The sequence below is a fragment of the Nostoc sp. LEGE 12454 genome (assembly GCF_056620565.1).
In genome coordinates this window covers 21,223-34,006 of the sequence record NZ_JBWQXL010000006.1, presented here as the reverse complement: position 1 = coordinate 34,006, position 12,784 = coordinate 21,223, and the positions used below count along the sequence as shown (strand labels likewise).

General features: G+C 43.0%; 15 protein-coding genes. 7 read left to right on the top strand and 8 right to left on the bottom strand.

Going from position 1 to position 12,784, the window contains the following annotated elements; translation table 11 throughout:
* Positions 1 to 85: 85 nt before the first annotated feature.
* The 3 genes from AC1F2U_RS08270 to AC1F2U_RS08260 all read left to right on the top strand — a co-directional run bounded on the left by AC1F2U_RS08270 (position 86) and on the right by AC1F2U_RS08260 (position 2,191).
* Positions 86 to 571 carry a hypothetical protein gene (locus AC1F2U_RS08270; protein WP_480260666.1) on the top strand — a complete coding sequence of 162 codons (486 nt, stop codon included), beginning with the start codon at positions 86 to 88 and terminating at the stop codon, positions 569 to 571.
* A gap of 360 nt (positions 572 to 931) precedes the next feature.
* Complete coding sequence (locus tag AC1F2U_RS08265) at positions 932 to 1,543, top strand: cysteine dioxygenase family protein (protein ID WP_480260665.1); 612 nt, start codon at positions 932 to 934, stop codon at positions 1,541 to 1,543.
* Between the two features lie 198 nt (positions 1,544 to 1,741).
* Positions 1,742 to 2,191, top strand: coding sequence for an ArsC/Spx/MgsR family protein (locus AC1F2U_RS08260; RefSeq protein WP_480260664.1), 450 nt, complete (start codon positions 1,742 to 1,744; stop codon positions 2,189 to 2,191).
* 117 nt (positions 2,192 to 2,308) lie between these two features.
* Here the strand turns inward: AC1F2U_RS08260 and AC1F2U_RS08255 are convergent, their stop codons facing one another.
* From AC1F2U_RS08255 to AC1F2U_RS08245, 3 genes are all read right to left on the bottom strand, one after another.
* On the bottom strand, positions 2,309 to 3,388 hold the full coding sequence (locus AC1F2U_RS08255; RefSeq protein ID WP_480260663.1) for a fatty acid desaturase: 1,080 nt from the start codon (positions 3,386 to 3,388) through the stop codon (positions 2,309 to 2,311).
* A 220-nt stretch (positions 3,389 to 3,608) separates the two neighbouring features.
* A complete protein-coding gene (locus AC1F2U_RS08250; RefSeq protein WP_480260662.1) occupies positions 3,609 to 4,661 on the bottom strand; it encodes a fatty acid desaturase in 1,053 nt (350 codons plus the stop codon).
* A gap of 198 nt (positions 4,662 to 4,859) precedes the next feature.
* Positions 4,860 to 5,681, bottom strand: a complete 822-nt coding sequence (locus AC1F2U_RS08245) for an acyl-CoA desaturase (protein ID WP_480260661.1) — start codon at positions 5,679 to 5,681, stop codon at positions 4,860 to 4,862.
* 86 nt (positions 5,682 to 5,767) lie between these two features.
* Here AC1F2U_RS08245 and AC1F2U_RS08240 point away from each other — a divergent pair, with 86 nt between their 5' ends.
* Positions 5,768 to 7,003, top strand: a complete 1,236-nt coding sequence (locus AC1F2U_RS08240; RefSeq protein ID WP_480260660.1) for a methionine gamma-lyase family protein — start codon at positions 5,768 to 5,770, stop codon at positions 7,001 to 7,003.
* A gap of 54 nt (positions 7,004 to 7,057) precedes the next feature.
* Here the strand turns inward: AC1F2U_RS08240 and AC1F2U_RS08235 are convergent, their stop codons facing one another.
* Positions 7,058 to 7,774 carry an SGNH/GDSL hydrolase family protein gene (locus AC1F2U_RS08235; RefSeq protein ID WP_480260659.1) on the bottom strand — a complete coding sequence of 239 codons (717 nt, stop codon included), beginning with the start codon at positions 7,772 to 7,774 and terminating at the stop codon, positions 7,058 to 7,060.
* A 48-nt stretch (positions 7,775 to 7,822) separates the two neighbouring features.
* On the opposite strand from AC1F2U_RS08235, the gene AC1F2U_RS08230 reads away from it, so the two are divergent.
* The 3 genes from AC1F2U_RS08230 (at position 7,823) to AC1F2U_RS08220 (ending at position 9,305) form a co-directional block, all read left to right on the top strand.
* Positions 7,823 to 7,966 (top strand): hypothetical protein, encoded by a 144-nt coding sequence (locus AC1F2U_RS08230; RefSeq protein ID WP_480260658.1) that lies wholly within the window; start codon positions 7,823 to 7,825, stop codon positions 7,964 to 7,966.
* 206 nt (positions 7,967 to 8,172) lie between these two features.
* Complete coding sequence (locus tag AC1F2U_RS08225; protein ID WP_480260657.1) at positions 8,173 to 8,457, top strand: hypothetical protein; 285 nt, start codon at positions 8,173 to 8,175, stop codon at positions 8,455 to 8,457.
* Entirely contained in the window at positions 8,457 to 9,305 is an 849-nt protein-coding gene (locus AC1F2U_RS08220; protein WP_480260656.1) for an alpha/beta fold hydrolase, read from the top strand. The genes AC1F2U_RS08225 and AC1F2U_RS08220 overlap by 1 nt, the downstream gene beginning before the upstream one ends.
* Positions 9,306 to 9,475: 170 nt before the next feature.
* On the opposite strand, the gene AC1F2U_RS08215 is transcribed toward AC1F2U_RS08220, so the two are convergent.
* The 4 genes from AC1F2U_RS08215 to AC1F2U_RS08200 all read right to left on the bottom strand — a co-directional run bounded on the left by AC1F2U_RS08215 (position 9,476) and on the right by AC1F2U_RS08200 (position 12,567).
* The gene (locus AC1F2U_RS08215; RefSeq protein WP_480260655.1) at positions 9,476 to 9,778 is read right to left on the bottom strand and encodes a DUF1816 domain-containing protein; all 303 of its coding nucleotides are present in this window, start codon (positions 9,776 to 9,778) and stop codon (positions 9,476 to 9,478) included.
* A gap of 86 nt (positions 9,779 to 9,864) precedes the next feature.
* A complete protein-coding gene (gene rlmB, locus AC1F2U_RS08210) occupies positions 9,865 to 11,046 on the bottom strand; it encodes a 23S rRNA (guanosine(2251)-2'-O)-methyltransferase RlmB (RefSeq protein WP_480260654.1) in 1,182 nt (393 codons plus the stop codon).
* A gap of 93 nt (positions 11,047 to 11,139) precedes the next feature.
* Positions 11,140 to 11,619 (bottom strand): Mini-ribonuclease 3, encoded by a 480-nt coding sequence (locus tag AC1F2U_RS08205; protein ID WP_194044898.1) that lies wholly within the window; start codon positions 11,617 to 11,619, stop codon positions 11,140 to 11,142.
* A gap of 582 nt (positions 11,620 to 12,201) precedes the next feature.
* Entirely contained in the window at positions 12,202 to 12,567 is a 366-nt protein-coding gene (locus tag AC1F2U_RS08200) for an STAS domain-containing protein (protein ID WP_084227153.1), read from the bottom strand.
* Between the last annotated feature and the right edge of the window lie 217 nt (positions 12,568 to 12,784).

Sequence of the window (12,784 nt, the reverse complement as noted above, 5' to 3'; positions counted from 1 at the left end):
TATAACTTCTAACTCGTAATTCACAACTTCTAACTCATAACTCCTAACTCCTAACTCCTAACTCCTAACTCTCCAGGAATTCATTATGCAAGCTAATACAAACCAATTCTCATGGTTCCAGGTTCCAGAGGACATTAAAAACTTATTAATTTTAGCTGCACAAAACTGGGATAACACATCAGAATCAGAAAAATATATTCAACAAGCTTTAGCCAAAACTGGTGAAAATACAGATGTATTGATAGCAGCATATAGATTTTTCTATTATAAAAATAATTATTCGCTTGCACTACAAACAACAATCAAATTATTAGATAAAATTAAAGAAATAGAGAAATTTCCTGATGACTGGGAGCAACTTAAGCCGATATTAGTCAGTCGCAAAGAAGAACCACAAATTCGATTGTACTTAAATGCTTATGCTGCTTCTGGATTAGTACTAGCAAACTTAGGAGAAATTGAGCAAGCAAAAGAAATCAGTACCAAAGTCAAAGAGATAGACGAAAAGCAAGATTTTGGTGCCGGGATTCTCCTGGATATTTTGACACGTCCAGCAGAAGAAGATGATTAATTAGTCAATGCACTTCTCGACAAGAAAGAGTCGGGGTCGGTAGAGACGCGATTAATCGCGTCTGTAAAATAACCAATGCCCACTTGCCCTGAGCGTATCGCTAAAGCGAAAGCTCCGCTAACGCACAGCGTCTCGCAGAGAAGGGATGTCCAATGCCCAATGAATGCCCTTTTTGTGAAAAATCATGAACAATTGGTTATCTACCAGATCGTATTCCTCTTACTCCCTATTAGGAGCAGCTACTGATAGTAACTCTATCTTTCCTCCTATCACGATACCTACTAAACTTCCTGTAGGTAATATTCCTAATGTCTCTCCGATTCTGATCGTCCAATCTTCTCCGTTATCAATTTAAAAGTTATGAAAGGTAGAGATTGGCTGCTAACGGGGGATGGTCAGTATCAAGCCTGTAAATCTGTAAGGGCATGGGATTTATTGAGAGAAAATTACCGCCTTTATCGGTTTTTAACTGAGGTGGAAGATGTTCTCAATAGTGGGAATGATGAAGTCAGTTGTCTGCCAGAAATTCGGATGCTCGTAAGGCGCTTGATAGTAAATTCCTACTGGGTACGAAGTCAAAATTTAGAGCCTTCGCCCAAAACGGGAACCTCTGTTTTACTCCTATACGATGAATTGGGTTTTCCCTTAACTGTGCAAACAGTAACATTTACACCGGGAACCCGATCGAACATTCATAATCATGGGACATGGGGAATAGTTGCGGTGTTAAAAGGTCAGGAAAAAAATACTTTTTGGCGACGCACTAATAGCCCCGAATTTCAGGACAAAATTGAACAGACGGGAGAGGTAACTCTATTTCCAGGAGATATTATTAGCTTTACTCCGGATGCAATTCACTGTGTAGAAGCAGTGGGTGATGAACCAACTGTGACTTTTAATATCTACGGCGAAACCGATCCGAATGAGAGATTTGAGTTTGACCCGATTAAGTATAGTGCTAAAAACTTTTAGCACCACGCAGTAGGGGCGCATAGCCGCGCGTCCCTACACAATACTGCTCGGTTAAGTATTTTTAACTCGACATTGGGTTTGGGGAAAAGGTTAAAGGGTAAAGGTTAAAGGTTTTTTCTTTCCCCTTCCCCTTTTCCCCAAAACCCGACAAGTATTGCGTCCCTACAAACGAATCGTATTCTACTAAGAGGTAGTTAAATGGCAAGAGTAATTTTCTATAGCAAACCAGGCTGTAAAGGTGGTACTAAGCAAAAAGTTTTGCTTACAGCTGCCGGTCATGAAGTGATACCATGCAATCTGCTAACAGAATCTTGGACAGTTGAGCGGTTGCGTTCATTTTTTGGCGATCGCCCCGTAGCCGAATGGTTTAATCTTTCCGCTCCCAAGATAAAATCTGGTGAGGTGGTTCCTGAAAAAATCGATGCCCAAACCGCCTTGACGTTGATGCTGAAAGAGCCACTTTTAATTCGCCGTCCTTTGTTAGAAGTAGGCGATCGCCGTGAGGTAGGATTTGATGTCCAAAAGATTGATACTTGGATTGGCTTACAAGCTGTGGATGAATCCTTGCAAGAAATCAGCGACAAGCTGATGAAGCAAGATTTGCAAAACTGCTCCCACGGCCCTGGTCATCATCACCATCATCATTAGGATGGCTGTAACCATCATGGCGAACAACATCAAAAGCAAGCCAGCTTAAGTTATTAGACTTCTTCTATGAATCAAAAGCCCTCTCCCAAGGTTGGGAGAGGGCTTTTGAAATTGGCTCTAGTCTTTAGCTAACTTGTTGTTGGATGTGTAGTAAACCCTACTACCACTATCAGGTACAAAATGGCAGCTGACACATGAACGCCATAATGACTTCCAAATTGGTTCTTCTGATTTGTGGAAATACTCACCCATCACTGGTTTTATTGCTTCAGTTGCCTTCAGCAAATTGTAGTGAGGGATGTTAAGGAATATATGGTGAGCAACATGAGTACCAATATCGTGATGGATATGATTAACCAAACCATAATCACGGTCAATACTAGAAATTGCGCCTTTTAAGAAAGTCCAATCTTCTCCACGATACCAGGGAAGCTCTGGCTCAGTGTGGTGCAAAAATGTCACCAAATCTAGCCAAATTATGAATACAAGGTAGGGCACGGCATAATATTTCAGCAACCACATCCAACCCCATTGGTAGGTGAGGAAGCCGAGCAAACCTACCATGCCAATCAAAAGTACAGTACTAGTGATGACATCCCATTTTTCCGATGGTTTGAAAAGCGAACTGCTGGGCATAAAGTGGGAGCCTTCTTTATTAGGAGAACGCTTAAACAGATACACAGGATAAGCCAAGAGAAAAACATAATATCTGCCTATCTTTTGGGCTAAAGGCATCTCCTTATATTGTGATTCGCTTACAGGATACCAGCTTTCATCGTTATCGATATTGCCAGTATTTTTGTGATGGGTTCTATGGCTGATCCGCCAACCATGATAAGGAACAAGTATTGGTGTGTGAGAAAGATGTCCAATCAAATCATTGAGCCACTTTTGCTTAGAAAAAGATTGGTGTCCGCAGTCATGCCCGACTACAAACAAAGCCCAAAACATCGTTCCTTGCATTAGCCAGAAAATCGGAAAGAAAAGCCAAGAATCCAGGTAATTAGCTACTGCATAAAGCAGACCGATAATCAGAATGTCACGAAAAAAGTAAAAAAGTGATTTTGTTACATTGGGCTGAAAGCATTCAGCGGGGATTGCAGCTTTTAAATCTTGAAGAGTGAAAGGTAATTTAGTGGAATCCTCAGACGTTTCGTAGCCAGTAGGATTATTGAACGTGACGAGATTTGATTGCACTGGATTCTTTTGTTGGATATAAATCGGAACTTTATTTGAGACAAGATAATCTCACCTCTAGGATGCCCACGAAACTAGCGATCGCTAACACCAAAGAAGATAATTTTTGGCAATTTACCTAACAATTTTTAGTTAGTAAAAAGTCGCCAAATTCTATTTAAACACAGCATAATAAACGCTCTCGTTGAGTTCAAGAGCGTGAGTGTAGTCACAGTGCTATTTATTGCTCTGTATAATGTTCGTCGAAAGTCTTATAGCCAACATCAGTTGTGTATAGTTGACATTGGTCTGTAATTTGCTTCATTAAAGGCCAAGAAAACTGACACTCATCATGTAGATAAGGCTCCCAATTTTCTTTGATGCTGCTGTAAGCTAGCCGCAAATTATAAGAAGGAATCGCAGTGGAAATATGATGAGGAACATGAACATTGATATCGTGGCACAGGATTTCTATCCAACGCGGATAATCACAATGAATAGTTCCAGATAACTGTGCTAGAGCTTCGTTCCACTTGTTCGCTGTCGCAAAAGGAACATCTGCGGCAGTATGGTGAACAATAGTAAAAGTACTCATCCAAAAATGGTAAATCATCCAGGGCACTAGCCAAAACTTGACAAAGCCCCAGATACCAGTTGTGGCGATGAGAGTCGGGAAAGCGATCGCTGCAAACGCAACTACTACAGCCACAGACAACTTGATACTAGATTGGTCTTTCGTTTTGAAGTTTCGCCAATCAAAATGCACCACAGCCCAATGTCCAATGGAACCTACCCACCAGAAGCGTTTACGCATGAACAGTTCAAAAGCAGACTGTCGGGTTTTATCCCAATTTTCAAACACTTCTGGTCTAATGGGATGCCAAGCGTTGTCCTCATCCAGTTTGTTGGTATGAGTATGGTGGTAATTATGCTTAATCCGCCAACTGTGAAAGGGGTAAATTAACGGCATCATGAAGAAATGCCCCACCAAATCATTTACCCAACGACGTTTGGCAAAAGACCTGTGACCGCAATCATGGCCAATTACAAAAAAACCTGTTAAAGCAGTGCCCGTAAAAATCCAAGCTAGGGGCAAGAGAAACCAAGGAGTGATAATCAGGCTGTAATAGCCCAAGGCCACTGCCAAGACACTTAGTACGACTTGTGTCCAAGCTTTGCGACTGTTCTGCTGAAAACATTCGCGTGGCAGGGTTTTGACAATATCTTTGAGCCGGAAGTCGGAATTACTAGGCTCGTCACTTAGTTTCTGGCTATTAATTATTGATGTAGTCATGGACACCTAAAAAACAACAAACTCCTCCACCAAGTCACTAAAAAGTAACTTGCCGTAAAAATTCTTCACATTAGCGCTTCGGATTATAGCAACCTAACCGACACAAGCGCACCCGTAAGTAAATAGCTTTTTGAGAAGTTAGGAGTTAGAAGTGATGAATTATGAGTTAAAAAGGCTACACATCCTAACTCCTAACTCTTAACTAACTTTTGTTGGGGCCAACTTCACATTAGTTGCCAGACCAACTGCTTGTAGCAATTGAACTGTCATCCAGGTTAAATCGATTTCCCACCATTCCAGCCCATGACGAGCTGAGTATTGAAAAGCATGATGGTTATTATGCCAGCCTTCACCGAAAACTAGTACGGCTACCCACCAGCAATTAGTCGATCTATCGCCAGAATCATAGCTCCGATAGCCAAATTTATGAGTCGCGCTGTTCACCAACCAAGTGCAGTGGTAAACCCAGACAATGCGAACAAAAATTCCCCAGACGACGAATGACCAGCCACCCAGAAGCAAAAGCAATACACCTAGAGCAACCTGGATTAAAATGAAATATTTTTCTAAAAACTGATAAACTGGGTCTTCGGCAATGTCTTTGGTGAAACGAGGAACATCAGCGTGAGCGGGACAATAGTGAATCAGCCAATCCATGTGGCTCCACCAGAAGCCTTTATTAGAATCATGGGGATCGGCATCAGTATCAGAGTTTAAATGATGAATGCGATGTGTCCCGACCCACTCAATTGGACCTCCTTGACACGAGAGTGTGCCGAAGAAAACCAGGAGATACTCTAGCCACTTGGGAGTTTGAAAACTGCGGTGAGTAACAAGGCGGTGAAATCCGAGAGTAACTCCTAAACCACCTGTTATCCAGTACAGCAAGAAACCCACACCAACTGCCGTCCAGCTAAAGTTACCAGGAACAAAGGCAAATAAAGCGCCGATGTGCAGTCCAATGAAAAACAGGGTATTAACCCAGTTAACTTGAGGTTTGGTTGAAGTAGCAATTGTCATGCAGTAACCTGAATTTGAATTTTCCAGCCTAGTTTGCGCGATCTTAAAATCCGCATATCTATAATTTTTTTTTGAAAGAGGAACTGATGAACAGCTTAGAACAGCTGCGGCAAGCAGAACATGCACTATTAGAAATTTTTTCTGGAATTGACACTCAGGTCAAGCATAATCTAAAACGAGTGCTGGATGCCTTTCGTAATCACCGTGTAGGCGCACACCACTTCGCTGGTGTAAGTGGCTATGGTCATGATGATTTAGGACGAGAAACTTTAGATAAAGTTTTTGCCGAAGTTATGGGTGCTGAAGCAGCGGCCGTGCGAGTGCAGTTCGTTTCAGGAACTCATGCGATCGCCTGTGCTTTGTTTGGTGTTCTCCGTCCTGGAGATGAAATGTTAGCAGTGGTCGGTTCTCCTTACGATACGCTTGAAGAAGTCATTGGTTTACGAGGTCAAGGTCAAGGCTCTCTTATCGAGTTTGGCATAAATTACCGTCAATTGGAGCTAACCCCAGGAGGAACTATAGATTGGCAAGCTTTAACTACTAGTGTGGCTGAAAACACTCGTTTAGTCTTAATTCAGCGCTCTTGTGGCTATTCTTGGCGTCCTAGTTTATCAATTGCCGATATTGAAAAAATCGTCCACTTAGTCAAACAGCAAAATCCGAACACCGTTTGCTTTGTAGATAACTGCTACGGCGAATTTATTGAAACCAGGGAACCCACAGATGTAGGTGCTGATTTAATGGCGGGGTCATTGATTAAAAATCCTGGTGGCACCATTGTCAGCGCTGGTGGTTATGTCGCTGGTCGCGCCGACTTAGTTGAAGCATCCGCCTGTCGCCTCACTGCTCCCGGTATTGGTAGTTATGGTGGTGCTACTTTTGACCAAAATCGCCTGCTGTTCCAAGGTTTATTTCTGGCTCCGCAAATGGTAGGAGAGGCGATGAAAGGGACTTATCTTACTGGTTATGTATTTGATAAACTCGGTTATCCAGTAAATCCCGCTCCCCTAGTTCCCCGTGGAGATGTAATTCAGGCAATTAAACTCGGTTCTGCTGAAAAGCTAATTGCTTTCTGTAAAGCGATACAACAGCATTCTCCTATCGGTTCCTACTTAGATCCTATTCCAGATGATATGCCGGGGTATGAGAGCCAAGTGGTTATGGCTGGGGGGACATTTATTGAAGGGAGTACTTTGGAATTATCAGCAGATGGCCCTTTGCGTGAGCCGTATGTAGTTTATTGCCAGGGTGGGACTCATTGGACTCATGTAGCGATCGCCTTGGAAGCTGCGATCGATGCAGTTGGCATTAGTGGCTTGTGATTAAGGATTGGGTTGGTAACGCTCAACTATATATCGACACAAGAAAAAATATCTTTATTTACCGACAACATAGGGGAGAAAAGCCCGTCGCACTTCGGATGCACCCAACAGGCTTGGCTCGATAGTCGCTGTGAACCAGGATGGATCGCCCTTTAGGAAATGGGCGTGGAGATCGACAAATTTCCCATAGCGATTAGCGATTTCTTGAATTGCAGTGTTCATACGCTGGAGGTTCTTGCGGGCGATCGCCGACTCAACCCCTACAAAGTTGCGCCTGTCATCTCCAAAGGTAGGATCGTACACATTACCAAGTACAACGGGGCGAATTGGCAACTGCTGTACAAATGTGTCCAAAGTATTAGCAAAAGTTGCAATCCCTGCACCAGTATCTTGAATCAATCCCCCCAGGAGATCGTTACCACCGATAGTGATTAGTGCGATCGCCCTTCCTTGCACCCGCAATTGGTGAGCCTGAGAAGGCAACCCATCAACCGTTGCACCATCACGCGCACGATGTTCCAATTGAGCAGGCCCGCGTGATGTCAGATCCTGACCTTGAAATTTAGGAAACAGGCGATCGTCATTCTGAACGAGGAGTTGCCCTGGATGAACGCCAAACTCGTTATATCGTCCGCAATCTAAAATTGAGTCGCCAAAGGTATATAGCGTCACCATTTCTTGCTCCCGTCGATTGCAGCCAAAGAGAGTTAGGACACTTGTCCCGCCAAATACTTGAATAAAGTGTCGTCGCGTAGGTCGAAACGCAGCCATCACACTCTCCTGTTTGTCCGACCCTAGCATGAGGAGATGGTAGACAATATGAATCAGAAGATGGATTTGCGGTTACAAGCCATAAATCTTGAAATACTTTTTGCACTGGTTGCAACCCATATCAACGTTGAGCCAGTAGAACTTCAGCTTGTGCGATCGCTACAGGTAAACATAATTTTTCATTCTGGGTAGATGATATACACCGAGCGATCGGCAGTTTATGTCTAATCTTTTACCAGAGATAAATTATCACTATCTGGATTGCGTAAGTATAACCTCTAATATTTATAAATCTTATAGTAGCGGAATGCCGAGTAGTAACCTCAGCGCTTTACCTGTAGTAACAAACGCTTCGCTGTTCGCCTATGACACAATTAGAAGAATAAGATGGAACTACTATGACAGAAAGGCTAGACCGGATTGAGGCAATCGTAGAACGGACAGCAGAAAGGGCTGAAGCGAATAGAGGCGCGATGTCTGGCGACAAGCCGCTTCTCTACAAGACGCTCCCCGAATGCGTCTACGCCCAACTAAGCTCAACCGTAAATTTCTTGTTGAAGGTACGTAACTTTGAAGCGATTGTCATTGAACGGAAAGAAGTTGTGACTGAGATTAAAGGCTTGAAAACTGAAAGTCAACACATTTTAGAACATTTGTTCGGTAGACAGGAGAAGGGCGAGTAATGAGCGATCGCCATACCACAACTGCTGCACGTCTCAATGTTTACACCCAAGGTCAAGGATTCCCAATTTTAGGCTTACATGGTCATCCTGGTACTGGTCGTAGTCTTTCTGTTTTTACCAATCATTTATCAAAACGCTACAAAACTTTTGCCCCTGATTTACGCGGATACGGCAAAAGTCGCTACAACGGCAATTTTGACATGAATGACCATTTGACTGATTTAGAAGCACTTCTAGACCGTTTGCAGATTGAAAAGTGCCTAGTATTAGGATGGTCACTTGGAGGCATTCTGGCAATGGAGATGGCATTACGTTTGCCAGAGCGCGTTACTGGGCTGATTTTGGTGGCGACAGCTGCAAAACCTCGTGGCAGTCATCCTCCTATCAGTTGGCAGGATAATTTATATACTGGCATTGCTGCGCTATTGAACTATATAAAACCGAGTTGGCAATGGAATATTGAAACTTTTGGTAAGCGATCGCTTTTTCGCTACCTAATCCAACAACATACATCTACCAGTTACAATTACATCGCCAAGGAAGCAGTACCGGCTTATTTGCAAACCTCCCCTGCTGCTACTCGCGCCCTCTATAGTGCAATTCAATCAGGATACAATCGGCTTCTAGATTTACAAGAAATACAATGTCCTAGTTTAGTACTTGCTGGCGAAAAAGACCGCCACATCACATCTGATTCCAGCCTACAAACTGCTCAACACCTCAAAAATTCTCAGTGGCAGTGCTATCCCAACACCGCCCATCTTTTTCCGTGGGAAGTTCCCCAGCAGGTGCTGAATGATATTGATCGTTGGCTGAAAGAACATCCGCAGGTAGTTGGTAGTCAATAGTCCAAATATTTAAAAAATTTTGACTATTGACAACGAAGAAGAAATGGAGAGAGAAGATGTGGTGACGCGATGAGCGAAAAAGACGCAATAACCCCCGCTAAAAGGATTTTCTGTGTCTCCATGTCTTTGCGTCCCCGCATCAGAGCATCCTTTTCATTTTCTGGCCTAACTTAAATTTGACCGCCAAAGGCAGGCTGTACTTTGCGGTCAAATCTTTCCCCCAAGTCGTCAGCAATTGTTAAGTTACTAGGTTTGCAGCGCTTGACATTTACAACAATTCCCTGCGCTCCTTCAAGCTCCAAATCTTCTATGTATCCTTTGCTTGCTAATGTTGCATCAGAAGAACTTAGAAATGGCCCGAAGTAATACGTGCAACGGGGATTCTGTGTCACAATCTCTACCCACCAAGCCAAGCCGATGTAGTCGAATGTGTTAATTAACACTTCCTTGAGGTTATGCCAAATGGTTTTCATGATTTTCGCCGATTTATAAACGTCTACAGGGTGTTAAACGATATGCTGCTTTATTATCTTTTACATTTCTTTATACTCTGTTACTGTTATTTTTTCAAAGAGATTTTTTGCAATTTATCTAAGTGCAGCGTATTTAGCGATCGCTGGCGATAAATCTCATAAAGCGCCATACCCGCTGCTACAGAAGCATTCAGGCTGGGAGTCTTACCTTGTAGAGGAATCGATACTAAAAAATCACAGGAGCGCTGAGTCAACATACTCAGACCTTCACCTTCTGAGCCGATTACCAAAACGATTGGGCCAGTGAAATTGACTGTATGCAAAGGTTCGCTGCCACTTGCAGCTGTGCCGTAAATCCAAAAGCCAGCTTCCTTTAATTCTTCTAAGGAACGGCTGAGGTTGACAACTCTAGCTACAGCAAAATTTTCTAAAGCGCCTGCTGCCACTTTCATTACAGTGGAAGTGATCCCAGATGCCCTTCTTTGAGGAATCACTAATCCTTGAGCGCCTATTGCTTCGGCAGTGCGAATAATTGCTCCCAAGTTGTGGGGATCGGTAATTCCGTCAGCCACGACAATTACAGCATCGGTTACAGATTTGCATTGCTCAATTAGATCGGGCAATTCCATGTAAGCGTAGGGAGCAATTTGTGCTGCCACACCTTGGTGATTAGCGCCATTGGTGAGATAGTCTAAACGCTTGGGTTCAACCTCATCAATAACTGTGCCATTTTCCTTTGCTTGCAAGAGAAAATGGTGAAAGCTGGGATCGTACCGCAGACGGGTAGTAATCCAGAGACGGTTGAGATTGCGCTGATTTTGCAATGCACTCAATACGGGATGACGACCGTAGATGAGATCGTTATCTTCTTCTGTCGGCTGTGTAGATACAGACGGCTGGGAGAAGTTGCTATTTCGTTGTCGCGAGTTTCCATAACTGGGCTTGCTATCTATTTTCCGGGGATTGCGAGCCGGATTAACAACAGAGATGGTGTTGCCATCTACTTTTCTGGGGTTGCGAGTTGGATTCTCAACAGAGATGGGATTGCTATCTACTTTCTTGGGATTGCGAGTCGGATTCGCAACAGAGATGGGATTGCTATCTGCTTTCTTGGGATTGCGAGTCGGATTCGCAACAGAGATGGGGTTGCTATCTACTTTTCTTGGATTGCGAGTCGGATTAGTTACAACGCGCTTACCTTTAATTTTTACGGGTTGTCTCCGATTGGGTTCGCTAGAAGTCTTGGCTTTTCTGGGTTGATCCTGCATTTGAGTTATCGATATAGCGTATGGTTGAATTGTTCCGATTACCTCAATTTTTTGAACCTAATCTAGTGTTGTGGCTACTGCGAAATTGAGTTTTCACTCTTTTTCTAGATGAAGTATTTGCAACAGTTCGGTTAGACGTTGGTAATCGGTGATATATAAGTAGCCTATTAAAGTTTCTAGACTAGTTGCCTGTTGATAAATTTCGGGATTAAGTCGCTTAGGGCGTCCTGTTGCGGCGTTTCTACCCCGTCGGACAATTTCTAATTCGGTATCCCTGAGATGAGGAATTAGCGATCGCAAATGTAGCGCTTGTGTTTCTGCTCTTACCTGCTCCACTACCAGACGATGGTAAATTCCTGACCGCTGCAATGGCAGCAGATAGAACATTCTAACATACAACTCATAAATTGCATCCCCCAAATATGCTAAAGCACTAGGAGAAATTTGTTGCACTTGTGAGAGGGAAATCTGTTGGAATGGCCCTGTGGTTGCCAAGAGTGCTTCAGTCCAAGACAAGCTCTGTTTGGGAGTTTCATCTTGTCCATCTAATAGCTCTTCCTCCTGTGACTTCACAAATAAATCATTCCTTGACGGGCTACATTTTGCAGGCATTCTTGGCAAAGACTGATTTTTCTGAAGTCTGCCGTGATAGTATACTTAGCATAATAAATACTATCAAAATTACTTCCTAATTTCATCTTTTTGATTGAGAGTTGGCATTTAAAATCACCCTGATGTCAACATCTATAAACCAAATTTCGCCTACTTCTTGTGGTCTGCGCCTAAGATAGGGTAAAATTTTAACATCAAATTCACCCTTTTACTTGGTAGCATTGCCATACTTACTGAGTAAACGACAACTTTTAACTATACAGCATCAAGTCAAGTCTATCTATAAACAAATCTGCTGGCTTTGTATTTCTTACAACAAATATCTCAGACTTGATTATTTATCCAATATTCTAGCCAACGATTACATACCCAAAAATTGGGTGTCTATATCTTTAGTTATTACTCAACTTTAAACATAATAGCTCAACTGGCTTTATGCCTCTCCCACAAGGAGAGAGGTTTTCTGCCAGAAGTTTTAAAAATTAAGCTATCCGATTTTGAGTTTGGATAGCTAAATTTACCTCTCAGATCGAGCAATCAAGACTACTTGACGTTTTCTAGAGCGTCTTCAACTGATTTTTGCAGGGAGAGAAACTTCTCTAGGCGAACAAGCTTGACCGTTTGAGTTACGCGGGCATTCGTGACAATTTGCAAAGTGCCATCAGCAGTTTGAGCTTGCTTGGCTAGCTGCACCAGAGCACCCAAGCCAGAGCTATCAACAAAGTCAATTTGTGAGAGATCCAAAATAATGTGCTTAGGGCCCTCGTCTATCTTGCTGCCAAGTGTCTTGCGAAATGTCGGCTCAGAAAAAGCATCTAACAAACCTGTGAGGCGGAATAGCTGACAGTTATCCCGGACTTCACGAGTGCCCCTCAGGCTAACGGTTAGATTCAGTGGCTCAGCAATAATTCCCTCCTCATGAGTTAAAGTGAACGCTCAAGTATAGATGGTTTTTGACCAAGTTGTCTACAATCTGTTGAAATAGGGGATTAGGGATTGACTATTGGGTAATGGGCATTGGAAAACTTTTCCCCAGTCCTTAGTCCCTGAACACCCATTTGCATTTTGCTATTTTTATTTAATCTCAGATGCGACGACTTGACTCTTGCTTTTTGCTCCAATTCCA

Excerpts from the sequence above, each read along its gene's own strand:
- AC1F2U_RS08270 (WP_480260666.1), top strand. The coding sequence starts at position 86 with ATGCAAGCTAATACAAACCAATTCTCATGGTTCCAGGTTCCAGAGGAC.
- AC1F2U_RS08265 (WP_480260665.1), top strand. The coding sequence starts at position 932 with ATGAAAGGTAGAGATTGGCTGCTAACGGGGGATGGTCAGTATCAAGCC.
- AC1F2U_RS08260 (WP_480260664.1), top strand. The coding sequence starts at position 1,742 with ATGGCAAGAGTAATTTTCTATAGCAAACCAGGCTGTAAAGGTGGTACT.
- AC1F2U_RS08250 (WP_480260662.1), bottom strand. The coding sequence starts at position 4,661 with ATGACTACATCAATAATTAATAGCCAGAAACTAAGTGACGAGCCTAGT.
- AC1F2U_RS08245 (WP_480260661.1), bottom strand. The coding sequence starts at position 5,681 with ATGACAATTGCTACTTCAACCAAACCTCAAGTTAACTGGGTTAATACC.
- AC1F2U_RS08240 (WP_480260660.1), top strand. The coding sequence starts at position 5,768 with ATGAACAGCTTAGAACAGCTGCGGCAAGCAGAACATGCACTATTAGAA.
- AC1F2U_RS08235 (WP_480260659.1), bottom strand. The coding sequence starts at position 7,774 with ATGGCTGCGTTTCGACCTACGCGACGACACTTTATTCAAGTATTTGGC.
- AC1F2U_RS08230 (WP_480260658.1), top strand. The coding sequence starts at position 7,823 with ATGAATCAGAAGATGGATTTGCGGTTACAAGCCATAAATCTTGAAATA.
- AC1F2U_RS08225 (WP_480260657.1), top strand. The coding sequence starts at position 8,173 with ATGACAGAAAGGCTAGACCGGATTGAGGCAATCGTAGAACGGACAGCA.
- AC1F2U_RS08220 (WP_480260656.1), top strand. The coding sequence starts at position 8,457 with ATGAGCGATCGCCATACCACAACTGCTGCACGTCTCAATGTTTACACC.
- AC1F2U_RS08215 (WP_480260655.1), bottom strand. The coding sequence starts at position 9,778 with ATGAAAACCATTTGGCATAACCTCAAGGAAGTGTTAATTAACACATTC.
- rlmB (WP_480260654.1), bottom strand. The coding sequence starts at position 11,046 with ATGCAGGATCAACCCAGAAAAGCCAAGACTTCTAGCGAACCCAATCGG.